25 protein-coding genes are annotated in these 23374 nt (G+C 40.4%); 21 read left to right on the top strand and 4 right to left on the bottom strand.

The genetic code is table 11. The features are described 5' to 3' along the window. Positions 1 to 423: 423 nt before the first annotated feature. Positions 424 to 861, bottom strand: a complete 438-nt coding sequence (locus tag PSH41_RS13815; protein ID WP_029773572.1) for a DUF2721 domain-containing protein — start codon at positions 859 to 861, stop codon at positions 424 to 426. An 83-nt stretch (positions 862 to 944) separates the two neighbouring features. On the opposite strand from PSH41_RS13815, the gene PSH41_RS13810 reads away from it, so the two are divergent. From PSH41_RS13810 to tsaD, 3 genes are all read left to right on the top strand, one after another. Further along, positions 945 to 1304, top strand: coding sequence for a putative signal transducing protein (locus PSH41_RS13810; protein ID WP_024034351.1), 360 nt, complete (start codon positions 945 to 947; stop codon positions 1302 to 1304). Continuing rightward, on the top strand, positions 1288 to 1878 hold the full coding sequence (locus PSH41_RS13805; RefSeq protein ID WP_029773574.1) for a YjaG family protein: 591 nt from the start codon (positions 1288 to 1290) through the stop codon (positions 1876 to 1878). Before PSH41_RS13810 ends, PSH41_RS13805 begins: the two co-directional genes overlap by 17 nt. A 169-nt stretch (positions 1879 to 2047) precedes the next feature. Beyond that, the gene (tsaD, locus tag PSH41_RS13800; protein WP_054983164.1) at positions 2048 to 3061 is read left to right on the top strand and encodes a tRNA (adenosine(37)-N6)-threonylcarbamoyltransferase complex transferase subunit TsaD; all 1014 of its coding nucleotides are present in this window, start codon (positions 2048 to 2050) and stop codon (positions 3059 to 3061) included. Positions 3062 to 3070: 9 nt separating this feature from the next. Here tsaD and plsY read toward each other — a convergent pair whose 3' ends face one another. Beyond that, on the bottom strand, positions 3071 to 3679 hold the full coding sequence (plsY, locus tag PSH41_RS13795) for a glycerol-3-phosphate 1-O-acyltransferase PlsY (RefSeq protein ID WP_024034349.1): 609 nt from the start codon (positions 3677 to 3679) through the stop codon (positions 3071 to 3073). Between the two features lie 230 nt (positions 3680 to 3909). On the opposite strand from plsY, the gene folB reads away from it, so the two are divergent. The 8 genes from folB (at position 3910) to trmB (ending at position 10070) form a co-directional block, all read left to right on the top strand. Further along, positions 3910 to 4269 (top strand): dihydroneopterin aldolase, encoded by a 360-nt coding sequence (folB, locus tag PSH41_RS13790; protein ID WP_004588546.1) that lies wholly within the window; start codon positions 3910 to 3912, stop codon positions 4267 to 4269. After that, complete coding sequence (gene folK / locus PSH41_RS13785; protein ID WP_055252923.1) at positions 4270 to 4758, top strand: 2-amino-4-hydroxy-6-hydroxymethyldihydropteridine diphosphokinase; 489 nt, start codon at positions 4270 to 4272, stop codon at positions 4756 to 4758. After that, positions 4755 to 5555, top strand: coding sequence for an undecaprenyl-diphosphate phosphatase (locus tag PSH41_RS13780; protein ID WP_004588544.1), 801 nt, complete (start codon positions 4755 to 4757; stop codon positions 5553 to 5555). Before folK ends, PSH41_RS13780 begins: the two co-directional genes overlap by 4 nt. A gap of 175 nt (positions 5556 to 5730) precedes the next feature. After that, a complete protein-coding gene (mpl, locus tag PSH41_RS13775) occupies positions 5731 to 7086 on the top strand; it encodes a UDP-N-acetylmuramate:L-alanyl-gamma-D-glutamyl-meso-diaminopimelate ligase (protein WP_273589254.1) in 1356 nt (451 codons plus the stop codon). Position 7087: 1 nt separating this feature from the next. Next, a complete protein-coding gene (locus PSH41_RS13770) occupies positions 7088 to 7708 on the top strand; it encodes a flavin prenyltransferase UbiX (protein ID WP_024034347.1) in 621 nt (206 codons plus the stop codon). Then, positions 7708 to 8637, top strand: a complete 930-nt coding sequence (locus PSH41_RS13765; protein WP_273589255.1) for an ABC transporter ATP-binding protein — start codon at positions 7708 to 7710, stop codon at positions 8635 to 8637. The genes PSH41_RS13770 and PSH41_RS13765 overlap by 1 nt, the downstream gene beginning before the upstream one ends. After that, a complete protein-coding gene (locus PSH41_RS13760) occupies positions 8638 to 9405 on the top strand; it encodes an ABC transporter permease (RefSeq protein ID WP_004588540.1) in 768 nt (255 codons plus the stop codon). Next, positions 9405 to 10070: a tRNA (guanine(46)-N(7))-methyltransferase TrmB gene (trmB, locus tag PSH41_RS13755; protein WP_054983169.1), complete on the top strand. Its 666-nt coding sequence runs from the start codon at positions 9405 to 9407 to the stop codon at positions 10068 to 10070. The genes PSH41_RS13760 and trmB overlap by 1 nt, the downstream gene beginning before the upstream one ends. Here trmB and PSH41_RS13750 read toward each other — a convergent pair. Further along, on the bottom strand, positions 10067 to 11947 hold the full coding sequence (locus PSH41_RS13750; RefSeq protein ID WP_443197750.1) for an EAL domain-containing protein: 1881 nt from the start codon (positions 11945 to 11947) through the stop codon (positions 10067 to 10069). The two genes, trmB and PSH41_RS13750, sit on opposite strands and share 4 nt — an antisense overlap. Before the next feature lie 278 nt (positions 11948 to 12225). Between PSH41_RS13750 and panP the strand changes: the two genes are divergently transcribed. Then, positions 12226 to 13854: a pyridoxal-dependent aspartate 1-decarboxylase PanP gene (gene panP / locus PSH41_RS13745; protein ID WP_121637086.1), complete on the top strand. Its 1629-nt coding sequence runs from the start codon at positions 12226 to 12228 to the stop codon at positions 13852 to 13854. A 79-nt stretch (positions 13855 to 13933) separates the two neighbouring features. Here the strand turns inward: panP and argE are convergent, their stop codons facing one another. Continuing rightward, on the bottom strand, positions 13934 to 15085 hold the full coding sequence (gene argE / locus PSH41_RS13740) for an acetylornithine deacetylase (RefSeq protein WP_273589256.1): 1152 nt from the start codon (positions 15083 to 15085) through the stop codon (positions 13934 to 13936). 218 nt (positions 15086 to 15303) lie between these two features. On the opposite strand from argE, the gene argC reads away from it, so the two are divergent. The 9 genes from argC (at position 15304) to PSH41_RS13695 (ending at position 23340) form a co-directional block, all read left to right on the top strand. Next, positions 15304 to 16314, top strand: coding sequence for an N-acetyl-gamma-glutamyl-phosphate reductase (argC, locus tag PSH41_RS13735; RefSeq protein ID WP_273589257.1), 1011 nt, complete (start codon positions 15304 to 15306; stop codon positions 16312 to 16314). Then, complete coding sequence (gene argB / locus PSH41_RS13730; protein WP_273589258.1) at positions 16314 to 17081, top strand: acetylglutamate kinase; 768 nt, start codon at positions 16314 to 16316, stop codon at positions 17079 to 17081. Before argC ends, argB begins: the two co-directional genes overlap by 1 nt. Positions 17082 to 17088: 7 nt before the next feature. Beyond that, a complete protein-coding gene (locus tag PSH41_RS13725; protein WP_024034341.1) occupies positions 17089 to 18021 on the top strand; it encodes an ornithine carbamoyltransferase in 933 nt (310 codons plus the stop codon). Further along, the gene (locus PSH41_RS13720) at positions 18018 to 19220 is read left to right on the top strand and encodes an argininosuccinate synthase (RefSeq protein ID WP_004588532.1); all 1203 of its coding nucleotides are present in this window, start codon (positions 18018 to 18020) and stop codon (positions 19218 to 19220) included. The genes PSH41_RS13725 and PSH41_RS13720 overlap by 4 nt, the downstream gene beginning before the upstream one ends. A gap of 51 nt (positions 19221 to 19271) precedes the next feature. Continuing rightward, positions 19272 to 21137 carry an argininosuccinate lyase gene (gene argH / locus PSH41_RS13715; RefSeq protein WP_273589259.1) on the top strand — a complete coding sequence of 622 codons (1866 nt, stop codon included), beginning with the start codon at positions 19272 to 19274 and terminating at the stop codon, positions 21135 to 21137. 314 nt (positions 21138 to 21451) lie between these two features. Then, complete coding sequence (locus PSH41_RS13710) at positions 21452 to 21658, top strand: hypothetical protein (protein WP_064386906.1); 207 nt, start codon at positions 21452 to 21454, stop codon at positions 21656 to 21658. 15 nt (positions 21659 to 21673) lie between these two features. Continuing rightward, positions 21674 to 22207 carry a hypothetical protein gene (locus PSH41_RS13705; RefSeq protein WP_064386905.1) on the top strand — a complete coding sequence of 178 codons (534 nt, stop codon included), beginning with the start codon at positions 21674 to 21676 and terminating at the stop codon, positions 22205 to 22207. A gap of 5 nt (positions 22208 to 22212) precedes the next feature. Further along, positions 22213 to 22683 (top strand): hypothetical protein, encoded by a 471-nt coding sequence (locus tag PSH41_RS13700; protein WP_273589260.1) that lies wholly within the window; start codon positions 22213 to 22215, stop codon positions 22681 to 22683. 150 nt (positions 22684 to 22833) lie between these two features. Continuing rightward, positions 22834 to 23340, top strand: a complete 507-nt coding sequence (locus tag PSH41_RS13695; RefSeq protein ID WP_273590066.1) for a hypothetical protein — start codon at positions 22834 to 22836, stop codon at positions 23338 to 23340. Positions 23341 to 23374 lie beyond the last annotated feature (34 nt).

Here is a 23374-nt window from a genome sequence, read left to right as displayed (position 1 = left end):
AGTCGCGTGTGTCGCGAACATCAATAATATTAGATTCGAGCTTTCAAAAAGCGAAGCCTAATATGTAACTGTGTTTGCAAATTTATGACATATTTGCCTCAGCATATCCCTCTTTTAGTATTATTTAAAGAGAAGACGCATTTAAAAGTATTACCAATTAGGCTTATTTATAGTGATTTATTACTCTATTTAAAACTAAGCTATGTTAGCAAGTAAGAATAAATACAATGACTTAGGTGCTTTGATGCTTTTAAAAGTAATACTTTAGACATAATTTAGCATTAATTAATAAAAAAGTATGCCAGAAAAAAGGCTATAGGAAAATCCTACGTAGTGATTTGTAATGAAGTGAGGCATAAACGCTTATAGTTTTAGGTTATGCTATCGCTTTATTATTGTTTAAGATTTTAGAAAAATAAGCCGCTAAGGCTTACTACTTTTGTTAGTAAAGTTTTTAGTAATGCGGTTACTTAAGGGTTTGTCTTCAATACTTTGTAGCTCTATTTCTATGGCGTCGCACGAAATATGAATTTCAAATAACGATGTTAATAACGAAAGGCTTAAGCACGCTAAGCTCACCCCAAACAAAATAATGCCTGTGGTATTAAATTCTATAAATAAGGCAAACATTGATAGCGTACACAATAAAAAAGACGCCACACCATACACTTGCATGGTACGTATTAGCTTAATGCGCTTTCTTAAGTTTGTTATTTGAGCCACAACAACGGGGCGAATAGATTCACCTTCTCGTGAATTTAATTCTCGGATTAATTGCGCTAGTACTAAAAAGCGGTTTGTGTAAGCAAGCAGCAACAGTGAGATTGCTGGAAAAAGTAAACCTGGGGTAGTAAGTGTCATTGTTTTATCCTAAAAAGTTACCTGCTATACACTTTAGTAGAGTATCGTAGGATATTGTAAACACAAAATAATTGAGGTGATAATTGCAAAATATTAATACTCATAGTACTCAGCAAGCTTTTCAGTGGGTAACGCTCTACAAAGCAGATAACACATTAGAGGCAAATATAATCAAAGGGCTGTTATTAAGCGCGGGAATTGAGTGCCAAATTCAAGGTGAAATGCTTCAAGGCGCCTTAGGCGAAATCCCCTTTGAACAAACCCAAGTAAGTGTGCAGGTTTATTCGATAAAAGAGCGCCACGCGCGCGAAATATTGGTAAACTACCAACAAGTAAAACAATCCGCTCCAGATTGGGTATGCCCTAACTGTAATGAGCATAATGGATCAACATTTGATTTTTGTTGGTCATGTGAGACGTTAAGAAATGACAAAAGCGAATAACTTTCAGCGTATTAGAGAGCTAAACTACTTACAAAAAGCGGTGTTAGCAAGTGCTTTAATTGAGCGTATGTTACCTAATTATGGTTTATTTAGTGAAGCCACCGGTTTTGGTGATGAAGCCTTATTACGCAGTGCGTTAAATGTTTGCTGGGAAAAAATATTACTACCAAAAAGTAAAATAGATCTCGAAAAACAAGTAGAAAAAATTGAGCCAAATGTACCTGAACTTGCCGACTTTGATATGTTTGGCACTTACCCCGCAATAGACGCTGCAACGTCGCTTTTGAGCCTAATGCACGGCTTGATGGGGCAAGACGAGCAAGAATTTATAAGTGTTAGTAAAATATCGCAAGCAACGGTGGCGCGTTTTATTGAATACCAAATGACGGTTGAAGGTGAAGTGGCTGACAATAAAGCCGTACGAGAACACCCATTAATGCAATACGAAATTGAAGTTTTGGGTGAGCTAATCGACTTTGTAGAAAATATGGGCCGCGTGACTTCAGAAAACGTTAAGGCACTTAAAAAGCAGGCCGTTGCAGATGGACAAACCAATATTGGTTTAGCGTTATAGTTGTAATTATTAACTGTGGTTAATTAATCGCTCTCTAGCAATTTTAGCGTTTATTACGTTGAACTTAGTAAAAACCTTAGCTAGAGAATGATAAAATAGTTTTAAATATGTGTGTAAATCTCTTAACCACAATGCAGGTTAAGCAGTAAATAAAGGCAGGAGAAGTAAAGTGCGAATTTTAGGCATTGAGTCATCGTGTGATGAAACCGGTATTGCAATTTACGATGATGAAAAAGGCTTATTGGCTCACCAGTTATACAGCCAAGTAAAAGTACATGCAGATTATGGCGGTGTTGTACCTGAGCTTGCATCGCGCGATCATGTTCGTAAAACCCTGCCACTTATTGACGCTGCGTTTGCTCAAGCCGGTTGTGGCCCTGAAGATTTAGATGGCATTGCATACACCGCAGGCCCTGGATTAGTGGGCGCGTTATTGGTAGGTACCTCTATTGGCCGCTCTTTAGCCTATGGTTGGGATATTCCAGCTGTTGCCGTGCATCATATGGAAGGGCATTTACTTGCTCCTATGCTTGAAGAAAACGTGCCTGAGTTTCCCTTTATTGCTTTGCTCGTGTCGGGCGGCCATACCATGATGGTAAAAGTAGCCGGTATAGGCCAGTACGAAGTATTGGGTGAATCTGTTGATGATGCCGCAGGTGAAGCATTTGATAAAACAGCTAAACTGTTAGGGCTTGATTACCCAGGCGGCCCTCGACTAGCTAAAATGGCTGAGCAAGGTGTTGCAAAACGGTTTGTTTTTCCACGCCCTATGACGGATAAGCCAGGCCTTGATTTTAGCTTTAGTGGCTTAAAAACAGCAGCTTCTATAGCGATTCGCGAAAATGATGATGACGCACAAACCAAAGCAGATATCGCCCATGCGTTTCAAACAGCAGTGATTGATACATTGGTTATTAAGTGTAAGCGTGCTCTTAAACAAACCGGGATAAAACGTTTAGTGATTGCCGGCGGAGTAAGTGCAAATACACAGCTGCGCTTACAGCTTGAGCGTGTTATGCAAGGAATGAAAGGACAGGTTTACTATCCACGTACTGAGTTTTGTACTGATAATGGCGCAATGATTGCCTACGCTGGTATGCAGCGCTTAAAAGCAGGCCAATTTGCCACACTCGACATGAAAACTAAACCGCGTTGGCCAATAGACAGCTTAGAAGCCATTTAGCATCAATAATTATTGATTTTTTTCATTAGTGGGCGCTTTTTTAGCGCCCACTTTTGGTTCTTCACCTTTAAAAAGGCGAATAATATTAGTGCGATGACGAAATATAATTAGCACGGTAATAAAGGTTACCGGTAGGGTGTAAAGCGGTTTAATTAACCACGTATACAGTGGAGCAAGCGACACCGTGACCAAAGCGCCTAATGAAGAAAAGCGCGTAATAGCAACCACAATAATCCAGGTACTTATTAACAGACCCGCCAACGATAAACCAATCGGCAATAAAGAGCCAAATGCAGTAGCTACCGCTTTTCCGCCTTTAAAGCTAAAAAATAGTGGGTACATATGCCCTAAGCACGCGGCAACGGCGACCAAACCAAGCGCTAAAGGCGTTAGGTCTAAAAAATAAGCCCCCCATACGGGGATAGTGCCTTTTAAAATATCAAACACTAATACTAAGCACGCAGGAAATGCTCCACCTAAACGATACACATTGGTGGCACCTGGGTTATTTGAACCGCTGCTGCGAGGGTCTGGCAGTTTGAATAGCCGGGACACTAATATAGCCGATGAAATCGACCCTAATAAGTAGGCTAAAACAAACAGTAAAATGGCTAACACAAAGTCCCTTATTTTTTAATTGCTATACCCATCGATAGCACTTTTACGCTATTATTGGCGGCACAATTTATCGTGAAAATTATTAACTGCTGTATTTTGCAGTTAATCTAGCTATTTGGCTATTGTAGAAGTAATTTTTACATATTTAAACACTGCTTAAAGCATATACAGTATTAATTTTATCAATGCATTGTATGCTTAGAGAGTGTTTATAGTTATTTGGAGTATCAATGGATAAGGTTTTTATATCTCAACTACACGTCGACACAATTATTGGAGTGTACGACTTTGAAAAAGAAAGTAAACAAAGCCTTTATTTTGATATTGAAATGCTCAGCGATATAAAGCCTGCAGCAGCAAATGATGACATTAATTTAGCACTGGATTATGCAAAAGTAAGCGAGCGAGTGATTGAGCACACTACGGCTAAGCCGGTTGAGTTACTTGAAACCTTAGTAGAGCAACTAGCAACTATTATATTAACCGAATTTAATACACCACAAGTAACAATTAGAGTGAGCAAACCGGCCGCTGTAGCGCAAGCAAACACCGTAGGTGTAGAAATTACACGCACAAAGGCTATGAGCTAAATGGCGCAAATTTATATCAGCTTAGGCTCAAATATAAATAAAGCGCATTATATTCGCTGTGCGCTTGATGCACTTGAGCAACACTTTACAGATATTGTGCATTCATCTGTTTTTGAAAGTGAAGCAGTAGGGTTTAAAGGTAATAACTTTTATAACTCGGTGGTGGCTGCTACCACATCAATGCCGCTTGAGCGTGTTTGTAAGTTATTAAAACAAATAGAGCGAGATAACGGGCGTAAAGCGGATGATAAAAAATTTAGCCCCCGTACATTAGATTTAGATCTGCTCTTTTACGATGACGTTATTTGCGACTCGCCTGCACAATTACCTCGCGATGAAATTACCAAAAACGCTTTTGTACTTCAGCCTCTTTGTGAAGTCGCCCCCAATTTTTATCACCCCGTTGCTAAGCAAACCATTGCTGCGCTATGGAGTGCGTATAACAACCCTCAACAAAAACTATGGAAGGTGGAGTTTTCTAACCCATGAGTATTTTAGAAATAATTATTTTAGCCCTGATACAAGGATTTACTGAGTTTTTACCTATTTCGAGCTCAGCTCACTTAATTTTACCTTCGCAAATTTTGGGATGGGAAGACCAAGGCCTTGCTTTTGATGTGGCTGTGCATGTTGGTACGTTAATAGCGGTTGTTATTTATTTTCGTAAAGAAGTGGCTGATATACTTAGCGCCTGGTTTAAATCGTTTGGCGCTCAAGGCACCACCGACGACAGCAAACTTGGCTGGTGGATTATACTGGGCACTGTACCTGCTGCGTTATTAGGCTTATTGCTAAAAGACGTTGTTGAGCTGTACCTGCGCAGTGCCTGGGTTATAGCAGCTACGACTATTATTTTTGGTTTATTACTTTGGTACGCCGATGCCAAAGGTAAGCAAATGAAAACAATTTATCAGCTTAACTGGAAAACAGCGCTGTTAATTGGCTTTGCTCAAGCGGTGGCTATGATTCCAGGTACCTCTCGCTCTGGCATTACCATGACAGCGGGTTTATTGCTGGGCATGAACAAACAAAGCGCAGCGCGTTTTTCGTTTTTACTCGCTATACCTATTATTTCTATGATGGGCCTTTACTACACGATAGAGCTGGCTTTAGGCGATCATGTGGTTGATTGGAGTACATTAATTTTAGGTGTAGTCCTTTCGTTTTTATCGGCGTACGCCTGTATTTTCATGTTTTTAAAAGTGATAGAACGAATGGGCATGCTGCCGTTTGTAATTTACAGACTTTTACTTGGCGTAGGCTTAATTGTATTTTTAACGCTGTAATTTAGCTTATTACCAGCAAGCCCTCTTACTTAGGTAAGAGGGCTTTTTTATTTTATTAACGCTGTTTTAGCATCAGTGAATTGACGAGACGTGGATAGTCACGAAGCCTAAAATTTGGCATTATAGCGCCATTAAACTTCACAGACGTGCGAAGTACGAAAGGATTTAAAAAGTTATGCATATTCATATATTAGGCATTTGCGGCACCTTTATGGGCGGTATAGGGGCTATTGCTAAATCGCTTGGTCATAAAGTAACCGGCTCTGATCAAAATGTTTACCCGCCGATGAGCACTCAACTTGAGCAGCTGGGCATTGAGCTAACCCAAGGTTACGACGTAAAACAGTTAGAGCCAAAGCCAGATATGGTGGTTATTGGTAATGCCATGAGCCGAGGTAACCCCTGTGTAGAGTATGTATTAGATAAGGGCTTGCCGTATACATCGGGGCCAGAGTGGCTTAAACACAACCTATTGCAAAATGCTTGGGTACTTGCGGTGGCAGGCACACATGGCAAAACCACCACAGCAAGCATGCTGGCGTGGATTTTAGAGTATGCAGGTTTAAAACCCGGGTTTTTAATTGGTGGCATAGTTCAAAACTTTGGTGTGTCAGCGAAAGTGGGCGAAACCCCATTTTTTGTAATAGAAGCGGATGAATACGATACCGCTTTTTTTGATAAGCGCAGTAAATTTGTGCATTACTTACCACGTACGCTCATTTTAAATAACCTTGAGTTTGACCACGCCGATATTTTTGACGATTTAAATGCAATAAAAAAACAATTTCATCACTTAATGCGTACATTACCTCATACTGGCAAGGTAATTTGGCCAAAAGACGATTTAGCACTTGATGATGTTATTAAGCAAGGGCTCTGGAGCGAAAGCGAAACCCTAAATGGTGATTGGCATTATGACTTGCTAAGCGCTGATGGTAGCCAATTTAATGTGCTTTTAAACAATGAGCTTCAAGGTACGGTTAATTGGCAAGCAATAGGCGAGCATAATGTTAAAAATGCCATTATGGCTATCGCGGCAGCGCGCCACGTAGGTATAGCAGTTGAACATAGCATTGCAGCGCTTGAAGAGTTTATTAGCCCTAAACGGCGTATGGAGCTTAAAGCCGATATAAATAACATTAAGGTGTACGACGATTTTGCGCACCACCCAACAGCAATAAAAACCACCCTTGCGGGGTTACGTGCAAAAGTGGGTGATGAAAAAATTATTGCTATTTTAGAGCCACGCTCAAACACCATGAAGATGGGTGTACACCAACATACGCTATTTGCTTCGTTAAGTGATGCCGATGACGTGCTGTTATTTGAGCCCGATAACCTAAATTGGTCTCTTAAAGCGCAAGCCGATGATGCCGGTATGCAGTGTTTTAATAGTACGCAAATGATTATTGACACTGTGCTTGAAAATATAATGCCAAATCAGCACATATTAATTATGAGCAATGGCGGTTTTAATGGCTTACATCAACACTTAATTGATGGTTTAGCTAAAAAATACAGCGGAGAATAATGTGCAGTTTAAAGATAAAATTACACTGGCGTTGAGTGGTGCTTCAGGCGCGCCTTACGGTTTAAGATTGCTTGAAGTATTACTCGCGCAGCAATTTCAAGTGTATGTACTTATATCAAGTGCTGCGCGCGTGGTGCTTGATACAGAGTCAAACATTAAACTCTCAGCTAATGAAGATAAAGCAACCGAGCAGTTAAGTGCTTTATTTAATGCCAAGCCAGAGCAGTTAAAAGTATTTGGTAAAGATAACTGGTTTAGTCCTGTAGCTTCAGGCTCTGCGGCCCCTAAAAAAATGGTAGTATGCCCGTGCAGTGCAGGGTCTGTGTCTGCTATTGCGCTCGGAGCATCAGATAACCTACTCGAGCGTGCAGCCGATGTGGTTATTAAAGAGCGAGGGCAGTTAATTTTAGTGCCACGCGAAACGCCCTTTAGCGAAATTCACCTTGAGAATATGTTAAAGCTTGCGCGTTTAGGGGTCACTATTATGCCCGCTGCGCCTGGTTTTTATCATAAGCCACAACGTATTGAAGACTTAGTTGATTTTATGGTGGCGCGAATTTTAGATCATTTAAACATTGAACATAACCTAACTAAACGTTGGGGTTATGGTGAGGGTAAATAATGAATAAGCAAAATGTTGCTTTAAATATAAAAGGCCTGACCAAGGTTTATAAAAACGGTGTAGAGGCCGTGAAAGGTGTTGATTTGCAAGTTTTTGAAGGCGACTTTTTTGCCTTACTTGGCCCAAATGGTGCCGGTAAGTCGACCACTATTGGTGTTATATCGTCCTTGGTAAATAAAACGCAAGGTAAGGTGGAAGTGTTTGGACACAACATCGATACCGACCTTGAAGCTGCTAAAGCGCATTTAGGCCTTGTGCCACAAGAGTTTAACTTTAGTCAGTTTGAAACGCTTGGCCAAATATTGGTAAATCAAGCAGGCTACTACGGTGTTACCCGCGCAGAAGCGCATAAGCGTGCCGATAAATATTTAACTCAGCTTGGCTTATTAGAAAAAAAAGACAAGCAAGCACGTACGCTTTCTGGGGGTATGAAACGCCGTTTAATGATTGCCCGCGCATTAATGCATGAGCCAAAGCTACTAATATTAGATGAACCCACTGCAGGGGTTGATATAGAGCTGCGCCGCTCAATGTGGGACTTTTTACGCCAAATTAATGAGCAAGGCGTAACGATTATTTTAACCACGCATTACCTTGAAGAAGCCGAGCTGTTATGTAAAAACATCGCCATTATTGATACTGGCCGTATTGTTGAAAACACCACTATAAAAGCGTTACTAGCTAAGCTTGATAAAGAAACCTTTGTGCTTGATTTAAAACAGCCAGCACAGCCAGTCACCCTTGAGGGGTACTCGTTTAGCATGCCTGATGAACACACCATAGAAGTTGAAGTGGCTAAATCTCAAGGGTTAAATGCAGTTTTCAGTGCGCTAACCGAGCAAGGTAACACTGTTTTGAGTATGCGTAATAAAGCAAACAGATTAGAAGAGTTATTTGTAGGATTACTAGAGCAAGGGCGGGGCGAATAAATGTTTAAATATGGCGTAGCCTTAAAGAGTTTATGGATTAAAGAGTGTATTCGTTTTTTACGTATTTGGGTGCAAACCTTAGTGCCGCCGGCGATTACGATGAGTTTATACTTTGTTATTTTTGGTAATTTAATTGGCTCACGTATTGGTGAAATGGGTGGTTTTAGCTACATGGAATTTATTGTTCCGGGGCTAATAATGATGTCGGTTATTACCAACTCATATTCTAATGTTGCTTCTAGTTTTTATTCAACCAAGTTTCAAAAAAGCATTGAAGAGCTACTGGTTGCGCCTGTGCCTAATTACATAATTGTACTTGGTTATATGGGCGGCGGTATGACCCGCGGCATGATGGTGGGCTTTATTGTTACCTGTGTATCGCTGTTGTTTGTGGATATTCAAATACACAATATATTTGTAATTATGGCGACGGTAATTTTAACCTCAGCGGTGTTTGCACTAGGTGGTTTAATTAACGCTATTTACGCCAATAGTTTTGACGATATTAGTATTATCCCAACCTTTATTTTAACGCCATTAACATACTTAGGCGGCGTATTTTATTCAATTACGCTACTGCCAGAGTTTTGGCAAAATGTATCGCAAATAAACCCAATTATTTATATGGTTAATGCGTTTCGTTATGGCTTTTTAGGCGTATCAGATGTTGATTTAAGTGTCGCGCTTGGCGTTATATTAGTATTTATTACGGTGCTATTTACTTTAGCGCTAACGTTAATTAAAAAAGGTGTGGGGCTTAGACATTAATGAGCGATGCAAATTCACGCAGTATTGTATCTAATCAGGCGGGCATACACGAAAAGCTTGATGAAATCGTTAACAAGCATTTAAACGCAGAGTTTAAAAAGCCTATTGCTGAGCACACTCAACAAGCGTTTGATGAAGTCAATGAGCAGGTTCAAGCTTTTAATGGACCGCTTATTATAGACTCATGTTGTGGAGTAGGAGAGAGCTCGGCTAATTTAGCTAAGCGCCACCCAGATGCATTAATTATTGGTATTGATAAATCGTCACACCGCTTAGATAAGCACGATGTTGAATATAAACAAACAGACAGCGGCCAGTACATTTTGGTACAAGCTGACTTAAACGACTTTTGGCGTTTAGCTGTGGCTGCTAATTGGCAGCCTACTCATCATTATTTGCTTTATCCTAACCCATGGCCTAAATCTAAGCATATCCAACGTAGGTGGCACGGCGCGGCTATTTTTCCGTTTATTGTTAAGCTAGGCGGTCGCTTAGAGGTGCGCAGTAATTGGGATATTTATGTAAAAGAGTTTGCCAGAGCGCTTGAGCTAACGGGACACCCGTGTGAGGTAACGCTGTATGAGTCAAACGAAGCGATTACTCCGTTTGAGCGTAAATACTGGGCCAGCGGCCAACAAAGCCATCGTTTAGTGATAGACCTTTAAACGGCCACTTCCTCTTGGCTTGATGAGTTAACATGTGGCGCTGGGTAAGCAAAGTAATTGCCTTGCATCAGCGCCACATCTACATTTTTAAGCGCATTTTCAATACTTACATTTTCTACCGATTCTGCCATGAGCGTTAAACCAAGTTGCTTTGCAGCATGAACTGTATGCTCAATAAATAAGGCTATATTTTCATCACTTACTGCTTGTTTTACTAATGCGCCGTCGAGTTTTATACCGTTTACTTCAAGCTTTAGCGCATTCGAAATATTTGAATAACCACTACCAAAACCAGTAATAATGACATTCACTCCTTTGGTTTTTACCATAGAAATAAACGTTTTAACCTCTAAAAAATTAGTAATAGCGTGTGACTCTAAAAGGCCAAGCGTTATGTTTTCTGGGTGCGGGTAGCGCTTAAGCTCGTTAGCAATGTATTCACTCAAACTAGGGTCGAGTATATCTTTATCGCTGATATTTAAGCTCCAGCATATATCTGTTTTTCTAAACCGCTCTATACATTGGCTAAATAGCGTGCGCGTTAATAGTCCGCCCATTCTTGAACGGCTCACTACATTTAAAAATGAGTCGGGTTTTAAAATTTCGCCATTTTTAGTCACCATTCTGGCTAAGCATTCGTAATGTACAACTTCATTATTGGTGGTGTTAAACATAGCTTGAAAATAAGGCACTATGCGGTTGTTATCAAATGCTTCTTGAACCTCTTTGGCAAGGCTTACATTGTATTGATACTGGTTTTTTACATCGCTCATTACTTTTGAGTAGCTAACAACCTTACCGCGGCCATGTTTAGCCTGAAGCGTTGCAATGTGCGCGTTTTCAATCAGTAGTGATTTATTACCACTGGCGATACCTGCGCAGTAAGTTATATAAATAAATGGGTTTGTTAATACCGGGCTGTTTGCGTTATACGACTCAACTAAATCGCTCAGTTCGCTGCTTTTAAAGTTTTTAGGGGTAAGAACGGCAATTTTATTGGTAGCAAGGCGATACACCTTACAGCTTTGCGGGCTGCGGCTTTGATAATGACTGAGCAAGCTTTTCATTACGTTGTCGCCAACTTGAGTGCCATAAAAGCTATTAATATCTTCAATTTCGTTCACCCAAATAATGGCAAGCTGCATGTGGTGTGAATTACTCTTTTTGATAAAGTACTCAAGCGCAATATGATTGGCAAAGCCCGTACTGGCATCTGTTGCTAGGGTACGCTTTAACAAATATATATAAATAGCTGCAACCAGTACCGCAATAAAAAAGAAAAAACACGCCGTTATTATGGCTTTAGTGACGCTGTATTGAAGCTTTTTATTTAAATCATCTAAGGTTATGTCGGCACCCGTAATGTAGGTAGTACCATATTTATCTACAAAGGGAATAAAAACAGTTTTAAAATCACCCCATTGGTCGCTAGATTGCTCAAAAACAGGCTCGGTAGAATAAAACGCGCCCCTGTTAATGTCGGTGGCCTCTGGGTATAAATCAAGAAATTGCGTAACACGTGCGTTTTCTTGATCGTCTTTGGTGTAGCTGGATGAGGTAAAGTAAACTTTGTTATCGCGCATGATCATCGAATAGACGTAAGCTATATCAAGCGCTTGTGCAAGCTCTGAGAGTTGTTTGCTTTTAGTTTGGTAAACCGAAAAACCAATATCGTAACCTTGGCTAATTCTATCGTGGTAACTTTGCCCTAAAATATGTTTTACGCTGGTGGCGGCATTTAGAAGGCGCTCATCGACAGCGTGCATAATTTCGCTACGCGCTGAGCTATAGGTGTAATAAACATAGACTAATAAACTGACCAAAAACAATGTAAAGCCAGCTATAAACCACTTCCCTTTTAATTTCCCTGTGAGCATACTTGTCCCTTATTGTTACACATATTAAGTATACGCATAAATGCAATTTGCCCAAAACTAAAATGTGACTTTTTAATAAAATCCTATTATTGAAATTTTTTTACAATATTTGTCATCCGTTTAGTCGCTTTTATGGCTTAAAGGGAGACATTTTACTTATATTGCAGTAAAGTTAGCGCAATTTTTAAAAGAAGCACGCTGCTTATAATAGCGCCATAGTTTGGCATTTTTAACTGTTAAACGCGTGTTTTAGCTACACACACACACTAGGTATAAAGATGGATCAAAAGCGTTGTGCCGTCGCCTCTAAAGAAAGCCTTAAGCGTATATTTACTGTACCTGAAGCGCCAGACTCAACTTTAAGCAAAATTGAGCTTGAAATTTCGAGTAATTTAGCAGGGTTTTTAAACGAAAATATAGCGGCAATTGAAAAACCATTACACGAAATTGAAAAAGATTTTCAGGCTGCGGTGATCCCAGAAAACCCAACGTTTGTATCTGCTTACGCCCAAGATATTATGGAGCAGCTAGTTGCCCATTCGGTACACACGGCTGCGCCTAGCTTTATTGGGCATATGACATCGGCTCTTCCGCATTTTTTACTACCGCTTTCAAAATTGATGGTGGGGCTTAATCAAAACCTAGTAAAAATAGAAACCTCAAAAGCATTTACGCCCCTAGAGCGCCAAGTACTAGGTATGATGCATCATTTAGCTTACTCGCAAGATGAGTCGTTTTATTCTAAATGGATGCACAGTGCTAAAACATCACTCGGTGCTTTTTGTTCTGGTGGTACAGTTGCAAACATAACGGCACTGTGGATTGCACGTAACCGCTTATTAAAACCCGACGGCAGCTTTAAAGGCATTGCCGCTCAAGGGCTCGTTGCCGGTATGCTGCATTATGGCTACAAAGGGCTGGCCGTTTTAGTGTCGGAGCGAGGGCATTATTCTTTAGGTAAATCAATTGATTTACTAGGCATCGGCCGTGAAAATTTAATTGGTGTAAAAACCTGCGAAAATAATAAGGTTGATGTGAATGCCATGCGTGATAAAGCCTTAGAGCTTGAATCGCAAGGCATAAAAGTTATGGCAATTGTAGGGGTTGCGGGTACAACCGAGACCGGTAATATCGACCCTCTTGATGATATGGCCGATTTAGCGCAGCAAATAAACTGCCATTTTCACGTTGATGCAGCGTGGGGTGGGGCAACGCTTTTATCGCAAACGCATCGCCCATTACTAAAAGGAATTGAGCGCGCAGATTCAATTACCATTGATGCACACAAACAAATGTATGTGCCAATGGGGGCAGGCTTGGTGTTATTTAAAGACCCAACTGCTACGGATGCAATAGAGCACCATGCAGAGTATATATTACGTAAAGGTTCAAAAGATTTAGGAAGCCATACACTTGAAGGCAGCCGCCCAGGTATGGCTATGTTAGTACATGCTTGTTTACGCGTTATTGGCCGCAAGGGCTACGAAATGCTTATTGATCGTAGTATCAAAAAAGCACATTACTTTGCTGATTTAATTAAAGCCGATGAAGACTTTGAGCTGATTTCAGAGCCTGAGCTGTGTTTGCTTACATACCGCTATGTGCCTAAACAAATTAAACAAGCCATAGCCCAAGCAGATGCCGCAACACGGTTAGAAATTTTCGCGTCGCTCAATCGCTTTACTGCCAGTATGCAAAAACGCCAACGTGAATCAGGACGCTCGTTTGTATCGCGTACTCGCTTAACCCCTTCAAAGTACGATAATCAGCCGACAGTGGTATTTAGAGTGGTATTGGCTAATCCGCTCACATCGGGAGTTATATTAAAAGAGATTTTAGCTGAGCAAAAAGAGCTTGCTAAAACAGACCCTGTATTTAAAAAGTACTTAAGTAAGTATATGCAGTAACGCCTAGGTATAAACTAAAACAAAGGCGCCAATGGGCGCCTTTGTTATTTTTGCTGTGAGTTTTAATACAGTCTTCTTTTTAAGCGTTAAAGCAGTTTGCCCTAATAATGTCAGTTATAATTTTTTGCGATGGGTTTATTTTCTCCATTGCTAAAAATTCATCAGGTTGGTGGGCTTGATTAATTGAGCCAGGCCCCATGACTATTGTTTCACAGCCAAGTTGCTGAATAAACGGAGCTTCTGTGCAGTAATTTACTGCAACGGCTTTTTCTCCTGCAATTTTTTCTGCCATTTTAACGAGTGCGCTATCAGTGCTGCCACTAAAAGCTGGAATGGGCTCGTGTAAATCAATTACGCTCACTGCGCTTGGGTATTGCGCGTTTATATCGCTGGTGGCATCAATAAGTAAGGCTTGTAAGTCTTTAATGCTTAACCCTGGGAGCGGGCGCATGTCTATGTGCATTTCGCAGCAGCCACAAATTCGATTTGCGTTGTCGCCACCATGAATATTACCTAAATTTAAGGTAGGGTAAGGTATTTCAAAATGTTCAACTGAATATTTATTCTTTAACTGCTCTTTTAAGATCAGCAATTTTGTAATCACTTTATGCATGACTTCGATGGCGTTAAGACCACGTTCGGGATTGGAACTATGACCTGAACGGCCAATCACTCTTATAGCCGTGCTCATATGTCCTTTGTGAGTAAATACAGGAGTCATATCAGTAGGTTCACCAATAATACAACGCGCAGGTTTTAAATTAGGGTGCTTACAAATTTGCTGCGCTCCCGCCATGGTGGTTTCTTCATCGGCAGTGGCGAGTATTAAAATAGGTTGTGTTTGCTGTTTTATATCAAGCTCACTAATAGCTTGTAATACAAAAGCAAAAAAGCCTTTCATATCAATACTACCTAACCCATATAAGTTATTGTTATGTTCAGTGAGTTTAAACGGGTCGTGGTTCCAGCGGCTATCGTCAAACGGTACGGTGTCTGTATGGCCTGCAAGCATTAAGCCGCCATCGCCTTCTCCCCGCTTAGCAAGTAGGTTGTATCGGCCTTTTCCACCTTCTAACTCTATAATTTCGCAAGTAAAACCTAAACTTTCGCACCAACGTGCTAGCAACTCTATTACCCCTTTATTACTCATACAAAGCTCATCTTCTATTGCACTAATAGAGGGGGCTGCAATGAGTTGTTGGTACATAGAGATAAATGACGGCAAAGACATAAAAAAATCCAAAATAATTATTCAATTTAATTGCATAACAATATAAAAGTATTTATGATGAATATCAATTCACTTTTTAAGCATAAATATATTAAGTATAGCCATGAAGATAATGCGACGATAATCAACAATTCATTGAGAAAAGTATTAGCTAGCATCTAAGCTAGTGTAAGCGAACACCACACCTATTTAGTAGTAAATTTATAAACGAGTAAAAAATGAATGTAGCGATTATTGGCGCAAGCGGTTATAGCGGCGCAGAATTAGCAAGCTTAGTTGCTAAGCACCCTAATTTAACGTTATCGGGCTGTTATGTCTCTGAGGGAAGTTTAGATAAACATAAATTATTAAGTGATTTATACCCAGAGCATAGAAATCTTCTTGATATTCCTCTACTACCACTGAGCGAATCCGCGTTTGATGACATAAATTCGAGTGCCGATTACATCTGCTTATGTACTGATCACAAAGTAAGTGTTGATTTAGCCCCGCAGTTTTTAGCTATGGGTAAAAAAGTATTCGACCTATCAGGTGGTTACCGCCTTGCTAGCAACGACGACTATGTTACTTACTATGGTTTTGAGCACCAACATCCTGAGTTATTAAACGAAGCAGCCTACGGGTTAGCAGAGTGGAATAGCAGTGCAATTGCCAATGCAAATCTTGTGGCAGTAGCCGGCTGTTACCCAACCGCTGCGCTTAATGCGTTAAAGCCGTTGCAACAGGCAGGCTTGTTGAGTGATGAAAAAGTGATTATTAATGCTGTTTCAGGTGTTACTGGCGCAGGGCGCAAAGCCAGCGTAGGTACTCATTTTTGTGAAGTATCGCTTGCCCCATATGGTTTATTTAACCATCGTCATGGGCCTGAAATTGAACAACACCTTGGCCACAAGGTGTTATTTACACCGCACTTAGGTAATTTTCCGCGTGGAATTTTAGAAACTATTTATGTACAGCTTAAGCCAGGCGTTACCAAGGAAAACGTATCTGATGCTTATCAAGTACTTAAGAACGAGCCGTTGATTCGTTTGTTAGCTGATAAAGTGCCATCTATTAAAAGCGTGGTAAAACAACCGTATGTAGATATTGGTTGGCAGCAGCAAGGCTCTCAACTGATTGTTATGGCAGCGATAGATAATCTATTAAAAGGCGCTGCGGGCCAAGCCTTGCAATGTATTAACTTATCAATGAATTTAGATCACACCACTGGCTTAAAAGGAGCCTTTTAATGAGCACTAAAACGTGGGTAATTAAATTAGGTGGTGCTGTACTTAATACTGAAAACGCGGCAAAAGTTTTGTTTGACGTATTAAGCGCTGATCAAAATAATCAGTTTGTTATTGTTCATGGTGGTGGCTCGTTAGTTGACACTTGGCTAAAACAAGCAGGCTTTGCTAGTGCAAAGCACCAAGGACTGCGTATTAGCCCAAGTGAGCAAATGCCTTACATAGTGGGGGCGCTGGCTGGCTGTGCAAATAAGCAGCTGGTAAGCCAAGCTATTAATGCAGGCCATAAACCTGTTGGCCTTTGTTTGTATGAAGCCGGAGTTATGGCGTCTCAAAAGCTAAAAGCGCTTGGGCAAGTAGGTAAGTGCGAAAGTAATGATGATTCAATTGTTAACGATTTACTTAAGCTTGGTCGGTTACCTATCGTGAGCTCTATTGGGTTTGATGAGCAAGGTAACTGGTATAACGTTAATGCTGATGAAGCTGCCGCAGCGATTGCTAGCAACTTAAATGCAGAACTTATTTTTATGACAGATGTAGAAGCGGTACTTGATGCAAACAAGCAGCCGTTACATCAACTTGACACAAAACACATTGATACTTTAATTGATGAAGGGGTAATTTTGGGCGGAATGGAGGTCAAAGTTAAGACCAGCCTGCACGCTGCCCAACATTTACGACGCGGTGTGTATATTTCCAGCTGGCAAAAGCCAGACGATTTAACTGCTTTGCTACAGGGCGAGCATGTCGGAACAAAAATTACACCATAGGGTTATCATGTTAGAGAATTTTTTAACGGGTCTAGAATTAGACCAACAAGGCGCACTAAATTTACTAAAACTAGCGCGTGATTTAAAAGCAAAGCCAGAAAAGTACAGCCAAGTATTAGCGGGTAAGTCAATTGTTACTTTATTTGAAAAGCAAAGTTTACGTACGCGTTTATCGTTTGATATTGGTATTAACCGTTTAGGCGGCCACGCTGTGTATTTAGATCAGCAAAACGGCGCTATGGGTGCACGTGAATCTGTAAAAGACTTTGCACTTAATATTTCTACGTGGGCTGATGGAATTGTAGCGCGCGTAAACCAGCACAGCACGTTAACCACCTTAGGTGAATACTCTAGTGTACCTGTCGTGAATAGCTTGTGTGATTTATATCACCCGTGCCAGGCATTGGCTGATTTTTTAACGCTACAAGAAGTACACGGCGATGTAAGCGAGCTAAAAGTGGCTTACTTAGGTGAAGGTAACAACGTTACTCATTCACTTATGTTATTAGCGGCAACGCTAGGAACTGATTTTGTTGCTGTTACACCAAAAGGCAGCTCGCCTGATTCGCAAATTCTTAAAAAGGCTGAGCAAATTGCTGCAATGAACGGCGCATCAGTAATGGTAAGCGACCGTGTAGAAGCCGCTGTAGGCGCTAATGTTGTATATGCAGATACGTGGGTGTCTATGGGCGATGATACGCCTCTTGAGCAAGTTAAAGAAAAATACATGCCTTATCAGCTAAACCAAGCATTGCTAGAACAAACAGGTGCGACTACGGTATTACATTGCCAACCGGCCCACCGTGAGTTTGAAATTACCTCTGAGGTAATGGATGGCCCAGCATCAAAAATTATTCAACAAGCAGAAAATCGCATGCATGCGCAAAATGCTCTGCTAGTTACATTACTAAATCCAAATTTTGTTAAGGAACACCTATGAGTTCAATTAAAAAAGTCGTTTTAGCCTATTCAGGTGGTCTTGATACTTCAGCTATCGTGCCATGGTTAAAAGAAAACTACGGTTGTGAAGTAATTGCCTTTGTTGCCGATGTAGGCCAAGGCGCTGAAGAGCTTGAAGGCGTTGAAGAAAAAGCAATCGCATCAGGCGCATCTGAGTGTTACGTAGTTGACTTAAAAGATGAAATGGTAAGTGAGTACATTTACCCAACGCTTAAAACGGGTTCTATTTACGAAGGTACTTATTTATTAGGTACGTCTATGGCGCGTCCTATTATTGCTAAAGCGCAAGTTGAAATTGCACGTAAAGTAGGTGCCGATGCACTTTCGCATGGTTGTACTGGTAAAGGTAATGACCAAGTACGTTTTGAATCATGTTTTGCAGCGCTTGCACCCGATTTAAAAGTAATTGCACCATGGCGTGAGTGGGATTTATCAAGCCGTGAATCATTATTAGATTACTTGGCTGAGCGTGATATTCCGTGTTCTGCTTCAGCAACAAAAATATACAGCCGTGATGCTAACGCATGGCATATTTCGCACGAAGGCGGCGAGCTTGAAGACCCATGGTGTGAGCCTAGTGACCAAGTTTGGACCTGGACTAATTCACCAGAGCAAGCACCCGATAAAGCTGAGCATGTAACGCTTACGGTTATTGAGGGTGAAGTGGTTGCCGTAAATGGCGAACAGCTTAAACCTTACGACTGTTTAGTTAAATTAAACGACATTGCTGCGCCACATGGTGTTGGCCGTGTAGATATTGTAGAAAACCGTTTAGTAGGCATGAAATCGCGCGGCTGTTACGAAACACCAGGCGGCACCGTTATTATGGCGGCACTGCAAGCCATTGACGAGCTAGTGCTTGATAAATCAAGCCGTAAGTGGAAAGAAGTACTGGGCGGTGAATTTTCGCATTTAGTCTATGACGGGCGTTGGTTTACACCACTAAAAGACTCTATTTTAGCCGGTGCAGAAGCGCTTTCTACACTTGCTACAGGTGAAGTTGTACTTAAGCTTTACAAAGGCCAAGTGACAGCCGTTCAGAAAAAATCACCTAATAGCTTATACAGCGAAGACTTTGCTACATTTGGTGAAGACGACGTATATGACCAGTCACATGCTGAAGGCTTTATTCGTTTATTCTCGCTTTCGAGCAGAATTTCAGCAATGGCTAAAAAGTAAATTATTTATAGCCCCTTGTATAAGGGGCATTACAGGGTTTGGAGAGATTTCATGGCATTATGGGGCGGACGTTTTTCTACGGGTCCAGATGAGGCGTTTAAACAATTTAACGACTCACTTCCGTTCGATTATCAGTTAGCAGAGCAAGATATTATTGGCTCTGTGGCATGGGCAGGTGCGCTTGAGCAAGTAAATGTACTTACAAGCGATGAGCACACCAAATTGGTTGCAGCACTAAATGAACTGCTTGAAGAAGTAAAAGCAGATCCACAAGCAGTGGCAACCTCAGGTGCAGAAGACATTCACTCGCACGTAGAAGCTGCACTAATCGAAAAAGTAGGTGATTTAGCTAAAAAGCTACACACAGGCCGAAGCCGTAATGACCAAGTAGCCACTGACTTTAGATTATGGTGCCGCGATACTGCCGATCATTTGCTCGGTGCAATTGCTGCACTAAAAGCTGAGTTTGTGGCGTTAGCTGAGCGCGAGCTGGGGACTATATTGCCAGGCTATACGCATTTACAACGTGCTCAACCTGTATTGTTTAGCCATTGGTGTATGGCCTACGTTGAAATGCTAGAGCGTGATGAAAGCCGCTTGCAAGATGCCAAAGCGCGTTTTAATTTTTGCCCTCTAGGCAGTGGCGCACTAGCAGGTACTGCCTACCCAATTGATCGCCAAGCTTTGGCGCAAGGCCTAGGCTTTACTGGCGCAACTAAAAACAGCCTTGATGGCGTATCTGACCGTGATTTTGTAGTAGAGCTTTTAAGCTGTGCCTCTATTTCGATGATTCACTTATCGCGTATGGCTGAAGATTTAATATTTTATAATTCTGGTGAAGCCGGGTTTATAGAGCTTGCTGATAATGTTACCTCTGGCTCATCGTTAATGCCGCAGAAAAAGAACCCTGATGCACTAGAGCTTATTCGTGGTAAAACTGGCCGTGTATTTGGCGCGTTTAGTGCCATGATGATGACCTTAAAAGCACTCCCTCTTGCGTACAATAAAGATATGCAAGAAGACAAAGAAGGTCTTTTTGACGCTATGCCAACTTGGCTTGCCTGTATTCACATGGCGCAAGCGTGTATTAAAGGCGTAAAAGTAAACGGCGATAAAACGCTTGCAGCAGCAAAAGGCGGCCATGCTAATGCGACAGAGCTTGCAGACTACTTAGTAGCTAAAGGTGTGCCATTTAGAGAAGGCCACCACATTGTGGGTGTACTTGTGCAGCTTGCTATAAGCGAAGGTAAAACCTTAGAGGAGCTTTCGCTTGAGCAGTACAAATCGATTAATGACGTGTTTGAAGATGACGTTTACCCAGTACTTGAAATAGATGCCTGTATTAAAGCACGTCAAGCGCTTGGCGGTACATCTATTGAACAAGTTACCAAAGCGGTTAAAGAAGCCAAAAAAAAACAGCAAATAACGGTTCGTGATGCAAATTTAGATGATGTTGAAGATATTGCTAGGCTGATACAGCACTGGGCCACTGTAGGTGAAAACTTGCCGCGTGCTAAAAGCGACATGGTGCATTCAATTAACGAATTTGCAGTAACAGAAATAGACGGCAAAGTGTCGGGATGTGCATCGTTATACATTTACGATACGGGGCTTGCTGAAATACGCTCTTTAGGCATAGATCCACAAAGCGCGGTAACTGGGCAGGGTAGGCAGCTTGTAGAGCACTTATTAGCAAAAGCCAAAAAATTGGCGCTTAATCGCGTTATTGTATTAACCCGCGTGCCGGATTTTTTTGAACAGCAACATTTTACTTTTTGTAGTAAAGAATCGTTACCAGAGAAGGTAATGAAAGATTGCGAACTTTGCCTTCGTAAAGAAAATTGTGACGAAGTAGCAATGGAATATATTTTAAAGCCAAGTACACGTGCGGAGATCCCGTGTAAATACGTGGCTTAAATTCCCTGGATATAAAAAACGTACGGTTACCCCTGTGCGTTTTTTTATGCGTACAATAAACTGGTCAGATGAGTTTGAGGTGTGTGCGAGTTTTCACTTTAGTAATAAGGGTTAACTTAAGGCTTAGTGTGAATAAAATACCTTGTTAGCATATATTATGGGTATGTCAAAAAATCTTGGCACGCTGGTTGCTTTGTATAAGTCAGATAGCAAAATAGCTATCACTGCTTAAAACAGGTAATGCAATTACCTATATGATGGTGTGATTAAAAGTTGCGCCAAATAATATTAAAACTTATACAAGGATCAATCACATGCAAGTTTCAGCTAATAGTCAATTACAAATGCAAGCATACAATAAAACACAACAATTACAGCCTGCAACGGAACAAACTGCTAGCCCTAAAACACTACAATCTGATACAGTAAGCTTCTCTCAAGAGGCGATGAGTGCTGCGAGCAATGAAAGCATGGGACATCTTCCAACTATTCTTCCTGGAGGCAATCCTCGTCCAAGATAATTTGTAAGGTAAAAGATGTTTCTAACTGAGTTATTTGGTCATTTTTCTTTATCGGCTTTTATAATGTGGGCTTTCTTAATGGCCCTATTCTTTAACATTTTTGTCTACAGTTTAGATATAAAAAGGAATACGACCTTATTACTCAGCTCTTTCGTAATGTTTTTATCTTGTGCTTTATTTGATTATTTCTTAGATTGGTTTTCAATATATGACCTGACGTATTTTGATTTCGTTGTAAATAATTTTATGATTATTTTACTTCTTCTAGGCTCTAGAGCCATAATGAAAGTTACTACTCCTTCATATCTATACTTATTAGTAGGCCTTACTATTAATATTGTTTTAGCCCTCGGTATGCAATTAGATGTATTTATTCTTGGGAATACTGAACCATGGTTTTTTTGGGATTTGTATACTTTTTCAGTTTTCACACTTGATTTACTAATGGCTGTAGCGCTAATCGTAGATAGAGATTTTTTGTTGCTTAATAGGTTGAAGAACAAGTTAGCTATTGCTTTGAAATCATCCATAAGCAAACCAACAATCTAGCTTAAATGTATATTTCTGAAGCCCTAATGGATTATGTAGCGGCTTTCTCCCAATGGGGCTTCTTAATGGCCTTCCTATTTTGTTTGGTTTCCAGCATAAACAAAGAAAATAAATCTCCTGTGTATTTATCTGCACTTATGCTCTGCTCATATATTTTTGGCAGCTATATAAAATTGTTAGATAACCTATATCTTAATTGGGCGTTCTACGATTTTATTACAATTGTAGCGCTGCTCTCTTTGCAGTACTGCAATGTTTTTAAACGTACCAAAGCTTCCCTGTTCCTCGTTCTGGCTTTAACTGCTAATGCCGTACTTACGTTGCTTTTGTATTATGACTTATATGTTCTATATAACTTTGAGCCATGGTGGTATTGGAGTGTTTATTCTATCGGGGTAAACGTAATTGATGTTTTAATGATGCTTTCACTAGTGGTTAACCAGCTAAAGAGTAATCGGCTTATTGAAAAGTTATAATGTGGCTGAACTTTAATACCTTGAGGTTTGCTGCATTTGTGGGGCTATTGAGTTTTAGTTGCCAGGTGAGGGCTATGGTACTGACGAAGGTCAGATGAATTATGTTAATATTACTTATTTTTTGCCTAACTACATAGTGTTTCAAACAACATGGCTATTATTGATGTAATCTCTAACTTCGATTTCGCTTATATATTAAGCGCTATTGTGCAGTGGGGGTTTCTCATGGCCTTTTTATACTCATTAGTATCTTCAATAAATAACCCCTTTAAAGGCTTTGTTGTACTTTCGAGTATTATGGCGATAGGTTATTTGCCTTGGATATTCACAAACTTTCAAACAGTTACTTATTTAGACTTTGCCCTTTTAGATATCGCTATTTTAGTTGCTGTGTATGTAACTCAGCGTTATTTTATTAAAGAGAAAACGACAGCTTATGCCTACTTAATCATCGGCCTTAGTGTTAACACCTTTTTAGCCCTATGCATGTATCTAGATACCAATATTCTATATAATTATACCTACTGGTGGTTTTGGCGTTTCTATTCATCGGCTGTTATGTTTTCTGATTTGTGTATGATTGCCGTACTAATTATCAATAGAGACTTTTTAGGCCTTGTTAAGTTTAAAAGTTGGTTTTTTAATAGAACTTTGTAATTAATAATAATTGTTAAAAAGTTTAGTGTTAAGT

The organism is Pseudoalteromonas sp. CST2 (assembly GCF_028599385.1).
Classification (GTDB): Bacteria; Pseudomonadota; Gammaproteobacteria; order Enterobacterales; family Alteromonadaceae; genus Pseudoalteromonas; species Pseudoalteromonas atlantica.
This window is presented reverse-complemented; position numbering and strand designations above follow the sequence as displayed.